At 57.0% G+C, this 16,405-nt stretch carries 17 protein-coding genes, 1 tRNA gene and 2 pseudogenes; 5 read left to right on the top strand and 15 right to left on the bottom strand.

All coding sequences use genetic code 11. From position 1 onward, the window contains the following. Positions 1 to 15: 15 nt before the first annotated feature. The 10 genes from AC3B6F_RS04030 to hisB form a co-directional block, all read right to left on the bottom strand. Complete coding sequence (locus tag AC3B6F_RS04030; RefSeq protein WP_489823452.1) at positions 16 to 795, bottom strand: site-specific integrase; 780 nt, start codon at positions 793 to 795, stop codon at positions 16 to 18. Continuing rightward, complete coding sequence (locus AC3B6F_RS04025; protein WP_489823451.1) at positions 758 to 1,159, bottom strand: hypothetical protein; 402 nt, start codon at positions 1,157 to 1,159, stop codon at positions 758 to 760. Before AC3B6F_RS04025 ends, AC3B6F_RS04030 begins: the two co-directional genes overlap by 38 nt. Positions 1,160 to 1,255: 96 nt before the next feature. Beyond that, positions 1,256 to 1,331 (bottom strand) — tRNA-Glu (locus AC3B6F_RS04020). A gap of 50 nt (positions 1,332 to 1,381) precedes the next feature. Next, positions 1,382 to 1,747: a histidine triad nucleotide-binding protein gene (locus AC3B6F_RS04015; protein ID WP_023943393.1), complete on the bottom strand. Its 366-nt coding sequence runs from the start codon at positions 1,745 to 1,747 to the stop codon at positions 1,382 to 1,384. Positions 1,748 to 1,760: 13 nt separating this feature from the next. Then, positions 1,761 to 2,135 carry a phosphoribosyl-ATP diphosphatase gene (locus AC3B6F_RS04010; RefSeq protein WP_034880569.1) on the bottom strand — a complete coding sequence of 125 codons (375 nt, stop codon included), beginning with the start codon at positions 2,133 to 2,135 and terminating at the stop codon, positions 1,761 to 1,763. A gap of 4 nt (positions 2,136 to 2,139) precedes the next feature. Beyond that, positions 2,140 to 2,901 (bottom strand): imidazole glycerol phosphate synthase subunit HisF, encoded by a 762-nt coding sequence (hisF, locus tag AC3B6F_RS04005; RefSeq protein ID WP_099213110.1) that lies wholly within the window; start codon positions 2,899 to 2,901, stop codon positions 2,140 to 2,142. Next, positions 2,895 to 4,244: a 1-(5-phosphoribosyl)-5-[(5-phosphoribosylamino)methylideneamino]imidazole-4-carboxamide isomerase gene (gene hisA, locus AC3B6F_RS04000; RefSeq protein ID WP_489823450.1), complete on the bottom strand. Its 1,350-nt coding sequence runs from the start codon at positions 4,242 to 4,244 to the stop codon at positions 2,895 to 2,897. The genes hisF and hisA overlap by 7 nt, the downstream gene beginning before the upstream one ends. Beyond that, positions 4,241 to 4,879 carry an imidazole glycerol phosphate synthase subunit HisH gene (gene hisH / locus AC3B6F_RS03995; protein ID WP_489823449.1) on the bottom strand — a complete coding sequence of 213 codons (639 nt, stop codon included), beginning with the start codon at positions 4,877 to 4,879 and terminating at the stop codon, positions 4,241 to 4,243. Before hisH ends, hisA begins: the two co-directional genes overlap by 4 nt. After that, on the bottom strand, positions 4,864 to 5,256 hold the full coding sequence (locus AC3B6F_RS03990; RefSeq protein WP_489823448.1) for a hypothetical protein: 393 nt from the start codon (positions 5,254 to 5,256) through the stop codon (positions 4,864 to 4,866). Before AC3B6F_RS03990 ends, hisH begins: the two co-directional genes overlap by 16 nt. Beyond that, positions 5,231 to 5,866: an imidazoleglycerol-phosphate dehydratase HisB gene (gene hisB / locus AC3B6F_RS03985; protein ID WP_489823447.1), complete on the bottom strand. Its 636-nt coding sequence runs from the start codon at positions 5,864 to 5,866 to the stop codon at positions 5,231 to 5,233. The genes AC3B6F_RS03990 and hisB overlap by 26 nt, the downstream gene beginning before the upstream one ends. 176 nt (positions 5,867 to 6,042) lie before the next feature. On the opposite strand from hisB, the pseudogene AC3B6F_RS03980 reads away from it, so the two are divergent. The 3 genes and pseudogenes from AC3B6F_RS03980 (at position 6,043) to AC3B6F_RS03970 (ending at position 8,931) form a co-directional block, all read left to right on the top strand. Beyond that, positions 6,043 to 6,676: pseudogene (locus AC3B6F_RS03980) on the top strand (nitroreductase family protein). Between the two features lie 5 nt (positions 6,677 to 6,681). Further along, a pseudogene (gene ubiM / locus AC3B6F_RS03975) lies at positions 6,682 to 7,901 on the top strand (5-demethoxyubiquinol-8 5-hydroxylase UbiM). Between the two features lie 19 nt (positions 7,902 to 7,920). Continuing rightward, positions 7,921 to 8,931: a zinc-binding alcohol dehydrogenase family protein gene (locus tag AC3B6F_RS03970; protein ID WP_489823446.1), complete on the top strand. Its 1,011-nt coding sequence runs from the start codon at positions 7,921 to 7,923 to the stop codon at positions 8,929 to 8,931. Positions 8,932 to 8,987: 56 nt separating this feature from the next. On the opposite strand, the gene AC3B6F_RS03965 is transcribed toward AC3B6F_RS03970, so the two are convergent. The 3 genes from AC3B6F_RS03965 to AC3B6F_RS03955 form a co-directional block, all read right to left on the bottom strand. Beyond that, complete coding sequence (locus tag AC3B6F_RS03965) at positions 8,988 to 9,473, bottom strand: hypothetical protein (protein ID WP_062503182.1); 486 nt, start codon at positions 9,471 to 9,473, stop codon at positions 8,988 to 8,990. A gap of 86 nt (positions 9,474 to 9,559) precedes the next feature. Beyond that, positions 9,560 to 11,938: a DUF3772 domain-containing protein gene (locus AC3B6F_RS03960; protein WP_489823445.1), complete on the bottom strand. Its 2,379-nt coding sequence runs from the start codon at positions 11,936 to 11,938 to the stop codon at positions 9,560 to 9,562. Between the two features lie 175 nt (positions 11,939 to 12,113). After that, a complete protein-coding gene (locus AC3B6F_RS03955; protein ID WP_489823444.1) occupies positions 12,114 to 13,187 on the bottom strand; it encodes a quinone-dependent dihydroorotate dehydrogenase in 1,074 nt (357 codons plus the stop codon). A 103-nt stretch (positions 13,188 to 13,290) separates the two neighbouring features. On the opposite strand from AC3B6F_RS03955, the gene AC3B6F_RS03950 reads away from it, so the two are divergent. After that, entirely contained in the window at positions 13,291 to 13,506 is a 216-nt protein-coding gene (locus tag AC3B6F_RS03950) for a hypothetical protein (RefSeq protein ID WP_489823443.1), read from the top strand. 2 nt (positions 13,507 to 13,508) lie between these two features. Here the strand turns inward: AC3B6F_RS03950 and AC3B6F_RS03945 are convergent, their stop codons facing one another. Both AC3B6F_RS03945 and AC3B6F_RS03940 read right to left on the bottom strand, forming a co-directional pair. Further along, entirely contained in the window at positions 13,509 to 14,354 is an 846-nt protein-coding gene (locus AC3B6F_RS03945) for a sugar phosphate isomerase/epimerase family protein (RefSeq protein ID WP_489823442.1), read from the bottom strand. A gap of 4 nt (positions 14,355 to 14,358) precedes the next feature. Continuing rightward, complete coding sequence (locus tag AC3B6F_RS03940; RefSeq protein WP_489823441.1) at positions 14,359 to 15,168, bottom strand: alpha/beta fold hydrolase; 810 nt, start codon at positions 15,166 to 15,168, stop codon at positions 14,359 to 14,361. Positions 15,169 to 15,296: 128 nt separating this feature from the next. Here AC3B6F_RS03940 and dusB point away from each other — a divergent pair, with 128 nt between their 5' ends. Further along, positions 15,297 to 16,388, top strand: coding sequence for a tRNA dihydrouridine synthase DusB (gene dusB / locus AC3B6F_RS03935; RefSeq protein WP_010502322.1), 1,092 nt, complete (start codon positions 15,297 to 15,299; stop codon positions 16,386 to 16,388). The last annotated feature ends 17 nt before the right edge of the window (positions 16,389 to 16,405 follow it).

The following is a 16,405-nucleotide window of genomic DNA, read 5'->3' as shown; positions in this document are numbered from 1 at the left end:
TGGGCACAGAGCCCATCAATCTTCTTTATATGCAATTCTCAATATTTTTTCTTGTTCTTCTGCGAAATTAGCCAAGTCTTCAAGGATTGGTTGGTAGTATCTGTCCAGAGATTTTAAATCTCTGTGACCCGTGACGCGACACAAGTCTAACGGATTGGTGAAGATTTTAGCCAATCGTGAAGTTGATTCGTGTCTAAGGTCGTGAAAAGTCAGGTCTTTTAATCCTGCTTTTTTAACATAACGACTATATCGAACAGAAAAAGCATCTTCGGTTCCAACATTAAAAATTTTGTCTGTTGGCTTTGGTTCATGTTCATAAGAGGCAAGCTTTTCAATCAAGAGGCGACGAGCCCCAGGCATCAGAGGGCGCTTTTCTGGTCCATGTTCTTCTCTATGTTTCTGGTTTTTCGTTCGAGCCAGTGAGATTGTCTTGCCATCAAGGTCAACATCTCCCCACGTCAGCGACAAGGACTCACCACGCCTACACGCTTGCTCAATTGACCACTTTACAAGCCAGATATCATCAGGACAGACAGAATCCGCCATACATTCAATCAGGCGATCATATTCCGATTTTTCTGCATTAACGTCATTAAGACGACGATTCCGCTTCTTGTCCGCGCCTGCTGGACGCTTAACGATTCTACCAGAGGCGGGGTTTTGGGTTAGCGGTATATCCCATTCGCTTATTGCGTGCTGAATGATTGACGCTAATAAATTGAGTCGTTTGACGCACGTGGAAGGGGCTAGCCCCGATTCAAGCATTCTGTCCCGAAATTTGAGAGCCTTGCACATCTCCCGAGTTCAGCTTTGAGAGCCTTGTTTGTGCAATTTCATCGCGCAGGATGGCGGGAACGTGTCCAATCCTGTCTGTAGTCCTATTTTGCATATGGTCATCACGAAAGCGTGAGACCAACGATTCAACAGTATGTTTGTCTAGTGGGGACGTATCTCGAAAGAGTCCCAATTCAGCTTCGGCGGATTTCTCATTAATCCAGCGTTTGGCGATAGCAGCGGACTCAAAAGTCTTAATGACACGTTTGCCATCTATCTGCTTGCGAGCCTGATACTGTTTTGGGGCTCGATAGTAGATTCCCTTTGGTAGGGTTCTGCCTGTTGCAGGGTCTCGATTCTCAGGTTTTGAAGTTGCTTCAGACATATCTTTCACCCCTACCATTTTTACAGGAGTGGCGCAGAAATGGCGCGAATAATCTGATTTTTAAGCCTGATTTCTTGGAAAACCCAATAAAATCAATGGCGTCCCATAGGGGATTCGAACCCCTGTTGCCGCCGTGAGAGGGCGGTGTCCTAGGCCTCTAGACGAATGGGACTAGGGCGAGGGGGTTAATAGAAGACCCCCTCAGGCTTGGCAAGCGTTATTTCAGGATTTTTTGGAGAGTAGCGGGCCAAGGGTGGTGCCGCCGAAAAGATGGACGTGGAAGTGCGGGACTTCCTGGCCAGAATTGGCACCCGAGTTGCTGATGAGACGGAAGCCTTCTCTCGTCAGGCCTTCATCTTCTGCCACTTTCGCGACGGCACGCCAGAAGCCGGTGATCTCGTCAGCAGAGGCTGTCGCGCTGAAATCTGCGATCGACACATATGGCCCCTTAGGGATGACCAGAACGTGGATTGGAGCCTGCGGTGCAATATCGTGGAAGGCCAGCGCGTAATCGTCTTCGTAAACCGTGCGGGACGGGATTTCTTTGCGCAGGATGCGGGCGAAAATGTTGCTGTGATCGTAGGTCATGCCAGCGCGTCCTTCAGCTGATTTTTTCTTTGGGGCGGGAGGCTTTTTCGGCAATGCCGCTGGTGCCTTCGCGACGTTTCAATTCCGCCCAGACATCTTCCGGGGATACACCTGCGTCCACCCACATCACAATAAGATGGTACAGAACGTCAGCACTCTCTCCGATAAGTTCCTTGCGATTGCCATTCACGGCTTCAATCAGGCACTCGACGGCTTCTTCGCCAAATTTCTGGGCAATTTTGTTCCGCCCGCGTGCCATCAGCCGTGCGGAATGGCTTAACGTCGGGTCTGTACCACGGCGGGACTGAACTGTTTCGAACAGGCGTTCCAGCACATGTTCTCTTGCCAGAGGTGCTTTACGCTCTTCCGGTTTTGCTGCCTTTGCCATTGCCTTATTCTCCAAGTCTGACCGGAAGGCCGGCCTCATTCAGTGCCTGTTTGACGTCCCCAACGCGGAACTGTCCAAAATGGAAAACGCTGGCAGCCAGCAGGCCGCTTGCGCCAACCTGCGCGCCTTCAACGAAATGATGCAGTTCGCCAACGCCGCCTGATGCAACAACAGGGATGGTCACTGTACCACAGACAGCTCTGAGCAGATCCAGATCGAAACCGGACTTCGTACCGTCACGGTCCATGCTGGTAAGCAGGATTTCGCCCGCACCCAGATCCTGCATTTTCTTGGCCCATTCCACCGCATCCAGTCCGGTAGGTTCGCGGCCGCCCTTGGCATAGACTTCCCAGCCGCCGCGACCATTCGAGCGCGCGTCAATGGCGACGACTACGCATTGGCTGCCAAAGCGCTGCGAGGCTTCGCGGATCAGTTCCGGACGCGTAATCGCCGCAGAATTTACGGCGCACTTGTCAGCACCAGCCAAAAGCAGGCGCCGCATGTCTTCACAGGTGCGAACGCCCCCGCCCACCGTCAAAGGAAGGCAGATGGCTTCAGCCGTCCGGCGAACGACATCGAGAATGGTATCCCGGTTCTCGACGCTGGCCGTGATGTCCAGAAACGTCAACTCGTCGGCACCAGCGGCGTCATAGAGTTTTGCCTGTTCAACCGGATCGCCCGCATCACGAAGGGAGACGAAGTTTACCCCTTTGACGACGCGGCCGTCCTTGACGTCCAGGCAGGGAATGACGCGGAGTTTCAGCATGAACCGAGAACTTCCAAGGCGTCCTTAAGGGCAATGCGGCCATCATAAAGCGCACGGCCGACGATGGCTCCCGAAATGCCAGGAACCGTGCGAGCGATTTCACGCAGGTCCTTCAGGTGATCCAGCGTGCCAACACCACCACTCGCAATTACGGGAATGGAGAGGCGGCGGGCCATATCGGCGGTCTGTTCCAGATCCAGACCGGCCAGCATGCCGTCACGCGTGATTTCCGTGAAGATGATGGCAGCAACGCCTGCGTCTTCCATGCGAAGGGCCAGATCATTGGCTTCCAGTTCGGACACCTCCGCCCAGCCTTCCGTTGCCACGCGCCCCTGCCGGGCATCAATGCCGGCAACGATCTGCCCGGGGAATGCGCGCGCTGCCTGACGGACAAGTTCCGGGTCCTTGACGGCGACGGACCCTAGAATGATGCGAGACACGCCAGCTTCCAGCCAGCGTTCGATCGCAGCCATATCCCGGATGCCACCACCAAGCTGCACGGGTAGGCTTGTGGCTTTCACGATGGATTCAATAGCGGGAATATTCGTGGATTTTCCAGCGAAAGCGCCGTTCAGATCCACAACGTGAACGTGACGACAACCCGCTTCTTCAAACAGGCGTGCCTGTGCGGCCGGATCATCAGAATAATGCGTGGCATCTTCCATCTCACCACGACGCAAACGCACACACGCGCCGTCTTTCAGATCAATGGCGGGATAGAGTGTCAGGCCGTGTGTGGCTTTTGCGGGCGCTTCGGACGGTGCAGGTGCGCCACCGGCGTCTGGCGCAGCAATGCTGGATTGCCAGCGCGCAGCTTCATGTTCACCGGCGAGAAGTTTGGAGAAGAAAAGTCCGCGCACCGTCTGACCTCCGATCCGTGCATAATAGGGGTGGGTTCCCCAGTGCTCGAAGTCGAGCGACCGGAACAGCCTGATAGCAGCGTCATGCGTCTCACGCACGTCGCAGTTAATAACCTTGCAGCCCATGGCTTTTGCACCCTGGATCATGGCGTTGGCCAGCGCGCGACCAAGGCCGCGACCACGCGCGTAGGGGGCTACGAAAAATCCCGTCAGATTGACGGTGGCGGCATGGGCTTCATAACTGGAGGGTGGTCGAGCCAACTGGCCCGCACCACAGATCATGCCCTTGTCACGAACAACATAAAGACTGCGTTCCGGAACGAGGAGCATGCCTTCGAAGTAGCGTTCCAGTGCCTGAGAGCCGGGTGGTTGCAGCCACCCGAAGCCACCGCCATCGAGAATAGCGGCTGTTACGGCTTCACATAGGGCTTCCATGTCATCGGGAGACAGGGACGACATGACGCGTTCACAGGTAACGGTCATGATGTCCACCGGAGGAAGTTGCCCATGATGGTGAGGCCGACAGCCTGACTTTTTTCAACATGGAACTGCGTTCCACAGCGATTGCCGCGAGCGACGATGGCCGGGACCGAAGAGCCATATTGTGCGGTTGCGACCAGTTCGTCAGGGTTGCCGTCATGCAGGGCAAAAGAATGGACGAAATAGCCATGCACGCCCGCTTCCAGCCCTTCTGTTAGAAGATGCGCGCCGGGCGTAAAGTCCAGAGTGTTCCAACCCATATGGGGCAGGCGCAGACCGGCATCGGCGGCTTCGTCCATGCGGCGGATATTACCGGAAATCCAGCCCAGGCCTTCTGTGCGACCATGCTCCAGACCATATTCGCTCATGAGCTGCATGCCGACGCAGATGCCGAGAAAAGGTGTGCCATTGGCGGTTGCTGTTTCCAGCGTATTGCGAAGGTCGGTGCCCAGTCCTTCGGCGCAATCCGCGAAAGCACCCTGACCCGGAAGGATAAGACGATCGGCATTCAGGATCGCATCGGCATCGCGGGTGATGGTGACGTCGGCGTCGATGCCACGAAGGGTGGCGGCCTTGCGGGCAGCCTGAGCGGCCGAGGCAAGATTGCCACCATTATAGTCAATTACGACGACGCGCATGGGAACTCCGGGAGTGAAACGGAAGAAGGCTGCCGATCCGCCCAGCGGAGCAGCGCGATATCCTTGCTGGGGGCAGCAATCGGCGCACCGATCTTGCGCCCGTTAAGGCGCATTTCCCACAGACGGATATCGGACGTGAAAGTGGCCAGAGCGGCATGCAGGCTGACGATGAGAGCCATTTCCCATCGAGCAGTCACCAGAAGATGGAGCAGGATTGAAGCAGCCGCTGCCATCATGGCTGAAATCCAGCTGCCGTAAGTCAGGAGGCCCAGCCAACCGAAAAAAAGAACGCGCCACGAAAACCCGTCCTGCACCATGACGGGCAGGCCGAGCGGTCGGGATGAATTCGGGTCAACACAAGGTGTGAATAGCTTCACAGGACGCCCTTGGTGGACGGGATGGCCCCTGCCGCACGATGGCCCCTGCCGCACGCGGGTCCATGGAGACGGCCACGCGTAGGGCGCGTGCTACGGCCTTGAAGCCGCTCTCCGCGATATGGTGGGCATTGGTGCCAGCCTTGCAGGTCAGGTGCAGGGCGATATGGGCTGACATGGCGAAAGCACGGAAGAACTCTTCGAACAGTTCCGTATCCATCGTGCCGATCTTTTCACGCGGGAACATGACGTTCCAGGCCAGATAGGGGCGGCCGGAAATATCCACTACGGCTTCACATAGGGCTTCATCAAGCGGAACCAGCGCATGACCGAAGCGCTCGATGCCGCGCTTGTCGCCGATGGCCTGACGGAATGCCTGACCGAAAACGATCCCCACGTCTTCAACCGTGTGATGCCCGTCGATATGCAGATCACCCTTGGCCATCAGCTCAAGATCAAAGCCGCCATGCTTGGCGAGCGCCGTCAGCATATGGTCGAAAAAGCCGATGCCGCTGTCCACGGTGGAGCGTCCCTGGCCGTCGAGAGACAGGGCCAGAGTGATGTCGGTTTCGCTTGTCGCGCGGTGCAGACGGACGTGACGGGTTTCGGTCATGGTGGTTCTGCTACACCAGCGTGAGGGTTATTTCCACGCTGTCCCTGAAATGAGTGATGGAAAAGGAGGCTCATAGAGTGCCGCAGAACAGGGTTTCTGTCACCTCTCTTCAAGAGTTTGAGCAAGACTCTGCAAGCCTCTTGGCGGATGCGGTCGATCGCGCCATATCTGAACCTATGGCACATCATCATGCATCCCTCGAATTCCTTCTCTCCCGCGCCTCGACGGATAATCTCGTGGAGCCGCCCCCCAAGGGAGATCAGCTTCGCGATATCCTGTCCGCAGCGCTGCGAGCGCCGGATCATGGTCGTATGCGCCCCTGGCGTTACACGGTTATCAAAGGAAAGCACCGTGAGGCATTCGCTCAGGTGGTGCTTGAAGCTATGGACCGTCAGGAGCCGGATGCTCCCGATGCCAAGAAGGCCAAGCGCCGGGATCGCCGATGCCAAGAAGGCCAAGCGCCGGGATCGCTTTTCCAGCATGCCCATGATTATCGCTCTGGGCATGCATATTGAGCCCGATGGCAAGATCCCGGTCATCGAACAGGAAATGTCTGTGGCCGCGGGGGCCATGAACGTTCTCAACGCCCTTCATGCCGAAGGCTTTGGTGGCGTCTGGGTGACGGGTGCTTTTTCGGAAGACCGTGCTCTACTGGAAACGCTGGGTCTGAAGGAGCCTCATCGTCTGGCTGGCTTCCTCTTTGTAGGAACGCCGGAAAAGCCGGTCGAGGGACGCAAGCGGGCCGACGTTGATGACTACATGGCCATCTGGAAAGGTGAGCCGGTTACATTTGGCGCAGACGCAGGCTGACACGCATGACGTATGATGTGATTGTGGCGGGCGGTGGCCCGGTCGGGCTTGCCTGTGCCATTTCTCTGGCTCGGGATGGGCGGAAGGTTTGCGTTGTTGAACGGTCTCCACTCTCCGTTCTTGCTGATCCGCCCTTCGACGGTCGCGAAATTGCCCTGACACATCATGCGTCCAACTGGCTGAAGGACACGGGGGCCTGGGACGAAATTCCAGCAGAGTCCATTTGCCCGATGCATACGGCCCGCATTGAAACCGGGGCTGTGGGGAGTCCTCCGCTTCTGTTCGATGCACCGGCTGAGGGACCTGATGCGCTGGGTCATCTGGTTGCCAATCATCTGATCCGCCGTGCGCTGTATCGCGTGGCCGCTCGCACGCCTGGTGTTGAAATCCGTGCGGGCGAGGGGATTGAAACGGCACGGCATGATGCGCGCTCCGCGAGCGTAACCCTGACAGATAGTACAAAGCTGGACGCGGACCTTCTGGTCGCTGCTGATGGTCGCTTCTCGAAACTGCGGGACGCTGCGGGAATTGGCGCGATTGTTCATGATTTCGGTCGGAGCATTCTGGTCTGCCGCATGCATCACCCCGAGCCTCATGCCCACACGGCACTTCAGTGGTTCGATGAAGGTCAGACCACACGGCACTTCAGTGGTTCGATGAAGGTCAGACCATTGCTTTGCTGCCAATCGCGCCTGATGGGCGGGAAGGGGCTTCGTCCTCACTGGTTCTGACGTTGCCTGATGAAGACATTGCTCGGCTCAAGGCCCTTGAACCGGAAGCATTCAACGCGGAGATCACGGAGCGTACACACGGCCGCATGGGGCCGATGACGCTTGAAAGCCCGCGCTGTTCTTATCCGCTGAAAGCTGTGTATGCCCATCGTTTTCATGCGCCACGCTTCGCGCTGATCGGGGATGCTGCGGTCGGGATGCATCCGATTACCGCTCATGGGTTCAATCTTGGGCTTAAGGGGCAGGAAACGCTGGCTCGGGCTATTCATGACGGTCCGGGTGATGCAGGGGCAACATCGGTGCTGGCAAAGTTTGCCCGGACGCATCGTCTGGCGACGGCGCCCCTTTTTGCAGCCACCAATGCGATTGCCACAGTTTATACGCGCGACGAAGCGCCATTTCTTGCCGCTCGAAAGCTTGGGCTGGCTGTGGCCAACCGTCTGCTGCCCTTCAAATCTGCGGTCACCAATATGCTGATGGATCGTCATTCCTGAGACGTTTGCGGAGTTCCCCATGAAAGCCTTTGGACATACACGTGCCACCCGTCTCGACGAGGCAGATGCATTGGTGGAACTGGATATTCCTACTCCTGAACCGGGCCCCAGAGACGTCGTCGTTGAGATTTCGGCTGTTTCCGTTAACCCGGTTGATACGAAGCTGCGCTCTGTCGCCCCTCCGAACGGAGAAGCCCGCGTTCTGGGGTATGACGCTGTTGGAACCGTCGTTGCGACAGGGGGGCAGGTTCGGGGCTTTCGAGCCGGAGACCGGGTGTTTTATGCAGGAAGTAGTCTGCGTCAGGGCAGTAATGCGCGGTTTCAGGCTGTTGATGAGCGTTTGATTGCGCGTGCTCCTGAAAGTCTGACCGATGAGGAAGCCGCGGCTCTGCCGCTGACAGCTCTGACGGCCTGGGAACTGCTGTTTGACCGGCTGGGATTGCGGGCGGGTGAAATGGAAAGTCCCGATGCACTCTTGATCGTTGGTGGAGCGGGCGGTGTCGGGTCTATTCTGACACAGATTGCCCGTCGTCTTACGGGGCTTGAAGTCATTGCGACGGCTTCCCGGCCGGAGACGGTCGAGTGGTGCAAGGCCATGGGCGCGCATCATGTGATCGATCATCGGCGGCCTCTGGATCAGGAACTGGCCCGTATTGGCATCCCGCATGTACGGTATGTGGCTGGTCTGACAGCGACAGGTCAGCACAAGGAGGCCATTGTTCGAGCACTGGCTCCACAGGGCGCGCTGGCCATGATTGATGATCCGGGCGAGTTCGACATTATGCCGTTCAAGCGCAAATCCCTGTCTGTTCATTGGGAATACATGTTCGCGCGGCCTGTTTTTGATACGCCCGATATGGCGGTACAGGGTCGTATTCTGGGGCAGGTGGCATCTTTGGTGGATGCCGGCCTTTTGCGGACGACCTTGAAGCAGGTGATCGGACCGATCACGCTGGAAAACCTGCGTAAGGCCCATGAGCTTATGGAGAGCGGCAAAGGGATTGGAAAAGCCGTTCTCTGCGGGTTCTAGGGAAGAGAGAAAGCACCGTTAGAGCCTGGTTATGTGCTCTAACGGTGCTTAAGATTTCAGTTGAAGTGTGTCCGCAGAAGTGGCGTGGGTGAAATACACAGCAGAATGAAACCAAAAATGATCATGACCTTCAGAACGAAGAAGATCATATGGTGAGACATTTCCCCGGCCGTGGCCATCATCATGAAGGGATCAGGTGAGGGCAGATCTGCCCGTCGGTCCGTTTGCAGGTGCTCCAGAACGGCGTTGCGCTGGTTGGCGCGTTCCGCGCGGCGGCGCACTTTTTCAGTCCCTGAAATATCTGCTTTTTCATAAAGGACGGAAAGATATGTCTCCAGATCTTCCCGTCTGTAAGCGGGACGTCCATCCGGCGTATGTGTCCGTTCTGGGCCTGCTCCCAGAATGGCGAGAGTTTTGAGGCGGCGCAGGGATAATCCAAGATAAACGGCAGCTTCCGGGACATTCAGCAGTCGTGAGCGTAAAGGCAGGTGGAAGACCTGCCCTGTGGAAGAATGCCCGGAAAGATGTGACGGCGGAGTCATGGTCCGTGTCCCGACAGTGCAGACAGAAAGACGGTAATGGCTGGCTGCCGGAAAAGCGAGATTTTCCGGCAGGGTATTGAACCGCCTCAGGCTGTTGTGAGCGTGATGTTCTCTGCGCCAAAACGGCGGAAAACATCAAACAGGATGGCATCCTGAACGCCACCGCCATCGCGTGCAGACATGATGCGAACGCTCAGGCTCATCGTCAGGTTGAAGTTGGACAAGGCGCTGACCTTTACGGACGGAGCCGGATTTGACAGCACTTCGGGACGCTGTGCCGCGACCTCGATCAGCAGGGACTTCACCTTATCCAGATCGGCCGTACTGGGCACCTTGAAGTTCAGGGTCAGTACGCTTGTCGAACCGGAAGTGGTGCAGTTCTTTACGCTGGAGGTGATGAACTGGGAGTTTGGCACGATAAGCGTAGAGCCATCGCCCAGGCTGATATCGGTTGCACGGATACTGATGCGTTTAACGTCTCCCTTGGCACCAGCAATCTCGACCAGATCTCCAACGCGAACAGGGCGCTCTGCCATCAGGATCATGCCGGATACGAAGTTCTGGACGATAGACTGAAGACCAAAACCGATACCGACAGACAGAGCACTCACCACCCATGTCAGATTCTGGACGGACAGGCCGGCAATCGAAAGAATGCCGAGGCCGACGAGGATCCAGGAGCAGTAGGTGAAGATGCTGAGAATGGATGTGGTCGCGCCAATATCCAACTGCGTTGTTGGCAGAAAGCGATCCCGGATCCAGTGCTTTGTCTGGCGGATCAGATAGTAGGCGACAATCACCAGACCGACACAGAGAACAACGGTGTCGAGCGAGATTTTAACGCCATGGATCGTGTTACCGACGAACAGAAGCTTCAGCCGGTTTCCGATATCGCCCATGCTGAAGCTACCATCGGTCTGTGCAATCGAGAAAAGCAGCAGAAGCAGCAGGACGTTGCCCAGTCCGGACAAAATGACACTGATCTGGGTCAGGCGGCGGGATGAAAGGCCAAGCGCATGAAGGCGAACACTGAAGCGCCCTTCCGACTCAAAAACATGATCCAGCACGCTTCGCCAGCACAGGCCAAGCAGAACGACGACGGCCAGACCCGTACCGATTGAGAGCAGCCAGCCGTTCAGGGAGAAGGCAAAAGATACATAGCCCAGCAGAATGGCGACCAACGAGATACCGAAGACCAGAGACGATAGTCCAAGCGATGTGGGGGCGAATGTTTTCGTATCGTCCTGATTGCCCAGGCGTCTGAAAACATCAATTGCGCACAGACCAACCCCTAGGGAGAAAACAATTTCCAGCAGCGTCTGAAGGGTTGGGCCGAAAACGTCCTGCGCCTGAAAAGCCCGAAGAAGGTTCAGAGACAGAATACTGAGTGCCAGCATCCAGTCCACGCCCCGAAGCGCTTTCCGTTCTCCGGGGTTTCCTTCTGCCAGAACACCCTTGCGGCCAAAGACAGGAAGGCCAGCGCCGATGATAAAGCCGCAGACAGGAAGGCTCTCCCCAAGTGTCAGGGCAATTGGACCGCCTTCCGTATCAAGAGCCGCTGCACTCCAGATGAGCCAGACAATGCCGCTAAAGACCGCGCAGAGAATGCCGTTGAGCGTAATGGCGAGAATACTGCCGGCCAGTGCGTCTTTCACACCGTTTTCGGCGGACGTGCGGAATTTTGCTCCGGCACGGGAAAGGGCTTTTAACGTAAAAGGCGAGATGACCCCGATCAGGATTAGACTTCCGATGCTGCCGATGAGGAGCATCATCCAGTCTGCCAGAACGCCATCGGCATGGAGGGATGACCGGTTTTCAGGGCGTTCGGTCAGAAGCGCATGCCAGAATTTTGGTGCGGCTGGAGAAACGGTGCGTTCTGACAGGGCTGCCTGTTGCAGGCGGGTACGCCGTGTGGCCACAGCCGAATTCAGTTGCTGGGCCTGTAAGTTATAGAGCTTAGCGCGCATTAATGCTGATTTGACCGCCTGCGAATTCTGCTGAAGGCGTGTGCGCTGGGCTGTGACGGAACTGTCTTCGTTGTCCGCAGCCTTGGGGCCAAGAATCTTGAGATAGGAATCCGTGATGTCGTCATACGACTGGATCTGGTTCAGGGCGTCCTGTGTGTTCTGTTGAACGCGCTGGGTTCGAGCCGCAAGATTGTCGAGTTCGCTACTGCCAATATTGGCGTCGGCGCGGTTGAGTGTGGCGAAGATCTGCTTGAGAGTTGCAGAACTGTCTTCAAGTTGCCGATTGATCGTGTCTGAAACAGCACTCCATCCGAGGCCACCATTCGTGTCAGCTGGGATTTTCTGTGGTGTGGTCTGCGCTACCGAAGGAGGCGCTGCCTGGGTGTCAGAAGGCAGAAGAGGCGTGCCACAAAAGAGCGTTAGGGCAAGGAAGGCACCATTGCGGGTCAGGCGAGTTCGCCCGGTTTTTCTGGGCCTTATGGGTCTATGCTCTTTCATGTGGCGCTTTCACTCCTGGTGTGGATGGTCATGTCAACGATCTGAAGGGGGCAAGGTTCAGGAAGGGCGTGTATCCGTTCTGATTTGTCAGCGTTTTTCGACGACAAAACAGAAAACGCCCCCGTTACAGAAAACAGGGGCGCTGGAAATGACTGGCGGTCAGGAAAGGGCTGTATCAGGCTGGTCTGGAAGAGCCATGTGCATCAGAAATCGTCTCGAAACCTTTGCGGCGCATGGCTTCGAGAAGTTCCGTCTTCAGGCGTGCCAGAATGCCGGGGCCTTGGAGCACGAAGGACGAATAGATCTGAACCATATCGGCGCCTGTGCAGATGCGGTCGAGAATATCGTCTCCTGTCTCGATGCCACCGCAGGAAATCAGAGCGATGCGTCCTTCGTTAAGGCGCGAAACGACTTTCAGGACTTCCCGGGAGCGAGGGGCTAGCGGGCGTCCGGAAAGACCGCCTGTTTCCGTCGCGTAAGAGCTGTGAAGTCCAGCGGGTCGAGCGATGGTTGTGTTTGTCAGGATCAGCCCTTGCGCTCCGCCCGCGATGGCCGCTTCGAGAATGGGTTCGTAAGAACTGTCATCCATGTCGGGGGCCAGCTTGACCAGAAGGGGCAGACGGTCCGGATTGCGGGTGTTGATCGCTGCCAGAAGATCCGTGAGCATCTGGGCGGATTGAAGATCCCGCAGGCCCGGTGTGTTGGGGGACGACAGGTTCATCGTCACATAGTCCACATATGGACTGACGCGGGAGACAAGTTCCGGGTAATCCCGCAGGGGTTCCGCGCCGATTTTGTTAATGCCGATATTCGCGCCCAGAGGCACGGTCGCACCGCGTGTGCGGCCATTGGGCATTGGGCGATGCAGACGTGCGAGGTTGCGGCAGAACCGATCAATCCCGCAGCCATTGAATCCCATACGATTGATGATGGCTCCGTCTTCCGGCAGGCGGAACAGGCGTGGCTGCGGATTACCGGACTGCGGACGTGGTGTCACGGTTCCGGCTTCCACATGGCCGAATCCAAGCTTGGCCAATGGACGTACGGCGCGTGCATTTTTATCAAAGCCTGCTGCCAGGCCGATCGGGTTCGGAAAGCGAAGACCAAATGCGCGGGTCGCGAGGGCCGGAACGTCTTTCGGGGCAGCCCCCCCGAGGCCGAGGGCCATGGAGTTTATGGCAAGCTCGTGCGCCGTTTCCGGGTCAAAGCGATGCAGGAGGGGCGTGGCCAGTTTTCCAAGATCAATCATGGGTCTTTTCCTTACCGCAAACTGCCGGGTGGTGCACAGGGGCGGGTAGAACGTGATGCCAGAGGGCTTGGCGGCAGCGTGGGGACGCGATAGACGCGGAACAATGTGGGACGAACCCTATCTCGAAACGTGCTGTCGCTCGACACTGCATCGTCTGCTTCTTTGCGGCGATGCCGGACGCCCAACGGGGCTACGTGACCAGCCCTGCCTGGAGCGTCTTGAGCGCATGGGGTTTGTGCGGTTGCGTGATGATGGTCGGTTCGTGATTACGGAAGCCGGTCTTGCGAGGCATCGGCTGGAAATCGGCCCCACAGGCTGAGGTCAGCCTTTTTGCCATGCCTGCTCCAGCCCCTCCCGAGAGGCTGCAATCAGATCATTGAGGTCTCCATCATAGAGACTGTCCGGCACATCGGATGAGAAGATTTCGACTGTGCAGGCCCCGCGGAAACCGGCCTCCCACGTGGCATGAAGCAGATCGTGCAGCGGGATCAGTCCGTCACCGGGGATCAGGCGGTCCATAGTGGAAAAAGGTGTGCGCCAGTCACTGACCTGAAGGACGTTGATCTTGTCTCCGGCACGGTAGATGGCGGAGCAGACGTCATCCTGCTGCCAGATGTTCCAGTAATCGAGACATAATCCCATGGCCGGATGACCGACACCGTCAATGATGTCCATTGCCTGATCAATGGTCCAGATAGCGCTTTCGATATTTACAGAGGTCGGATTCAACGGCTCCAGCGATAGAGAAACGCCAAGATCGGCTGCCAGAGGGCAGAGGTCTCGCAGATATCGGACAGTTTCATCCATGACACGATGCATGTTGCCGTCTGGTGGTGCGCCCGTGTTGGTGACGAAGACGGTGCCCGGCGCATAGGGCGCGAGCGTCTCAATGCTTTTTCTGAGACGTGCAACCCTTTGGGCTGGCTCGGAGGGTTTGGGAGCCATTCGGCTCTCAAAGAATGTACGAACTGACGGCTGAATTGCACTGATGACCATTCCGCTGCTGGCGGCCAGGGTCATCTGTTCATGGATGCGCGCAGGATCCAGTTTCGCTTCACAAATCTCGAGGGCCTGAACGCCAGCGGCTTTGTAATACGCAACGTCTTCTTCGAAAGACCAGGGTTGGGTGGTGAATTCGTTCATACCGAACAGGAAAGGCAGGGTCATGGGATCAGCCTTTCAGGAACTCGATGACGGTTCGGTTGAATTTCTCCGTTTCATCAATGAACACCATATGGGCGCTGTCCTTGAAGAAGACGGCTTCACAGTTTGGCATGTGATCTGCCACCCAGGCAGGGCCGCCAGCAGAAAGAATCTTGTCTTTCTCGGCGACCATCATAAGGGACCGCAGACTCAAATGCGGCAACACATCCCGCCAGTCCTGCGTCGTATGATCGGCCATCATGGCGGCACGAGCGTAATCGGGGCTTGCTGCCATTTCTCGCAGGAGGAAGGCTTTTTCATCCTGGGGGATTTCGTGGCTCAGGCAGTCTGCCAGATTGGTCTGGTCAAAATTCTCGGAATCAAGAAAAACCTGCTGCTGAAGGTATGTCAGCCCGGCTTGATCGTAGCAGGTGGCATGGCCGAGCTTCCATTCCGGAGAATAGTACTGTTTCGGTGTCTGCTGTACGAAGATGGCGCTTCGGAGCCGGTCCTGCCCGAACAGTTCCAGATAGGACCAGATGATCGGGCACCCGATGGACCAGCCTAAAACCGTGGTGTCCTGAAGATTCAATGTTCCGATGAGGTCCCGCAGATCAGCAGCAAGACGGGCGATACGGTAGCCATGTTTCGGTTTGTCTGAACGGCCATGACCCCGCAGGTCCATGGTAATGACACGCGCATGTTCTGCCAGGGCTTCTCTGTTGCGGTGAAAGAACCGTCCGGAAAATGTCCATCCGTGAATGAGGACGAGCGGCCGACCGTGCCCCTGCTCGTCGTAGTAAATACGGGTTCCGTCACTGGCAGTAATGTGCGGCATGGAAGGCTCCGGCCCCGCCTTGCAGGGTATGAAAGGGGTGTGAGGCCATAGCGTTTCAAGGGTATTGACGGTTTCGTGGTAAAGGAGCGTTTGCGCTTGCGTGGACGCATCGGTAAATTGGCAGTGTCATGACAGCTTCCTCTCCTTCCGTTCCCCCGAACCGCGTTCTTTCGCCGATTGATCTTGGCCAGGGTGTGGTGATCGAAGACCCGGTGATCCTCGCTCCGCTTTCGGGCGTGACGGATCTGCCGTTTCGTCAGCTTGCGCGCGACCTGGGCGCCGGGCTTGTGGTGTCTGAGATGATCGCGTCTTGGGCGATGATCCGGGAAAACGAAAATACCATGCGTATGGCGCGTCCTGCTGATAATGGCCCGAATGCCGTACAGCTTGCGGGCTGTGATCCGGAAGCGATGGCGCAGGCTGCAAAGATTGCGGTTGATGGAGGGGCTAACCTCATCGACATCAATTTCGGCTGCCCCGTGAAGAAGGTTGCGATCGGGCAGATGGCTGGTTCGGCCCTGATGCGTGATGAAGTGCAGGCCGGAAGAATCCTTGAGGCGACGGCACGCGCGGTCAATGTTCCTGTGACGCTCAAAATGCGGATGGGCTGGGATCACAACTCCCTGAATGCGCCACGGCTTGCGAAAATCGCGGAAGAGAGTGGAATCAGGCTCGTGACGGTACATGGGCGTACGCGTCAGATGTTCTACAACGGGACGGCCGACTGGCGTTATGTGAAGACCGTGAAAGATGCTGTCGGTTTGCCGGTGATCGTGAATGGGGACATCAATTCGATCCGCGATGCGCGTGAAGCGTTGCATCAGTCCGGGGCGGATGGCGTGATGATCGGGCGCGGGTGTTATGGGCGGCCGTGGTTCACGGCTCAGGTCGCTCAGTCCCTGAAAACGGGGCAGGATGTCCCTGATCCGGATCTGGCGACGGAAAAATCCATTGCTTTGCGCCATTACCGGATGATGCTCGATCACTTCGGAGAACGTCCCGGTCTGCGGCTCGCTCGCAAGCATGTTTCCTGGTATTCCGCCGGGCTTCCGGGCTCTGCGACATTCCGGTCTGCCATTAATCGCGTGGATAACGCGCCGGAAGCGATCGGGATGATGGAAGAGTTCTATGATCGGCACATTGAGGCTGGCGTCGTAAGGGATCGAGAGAATGGTCCTGCGGGGAGTATGCCGCGTGATGGATGCAGTGAGGCAGCCTGAGGTCGTGAGGCATCTCT

Source organism: Gluconobacter sp. ESL1110 (assembly GCF_058107395.1).
This window is presented reverse-complemented; position numbering and strand designations above follow the sequence as displayed.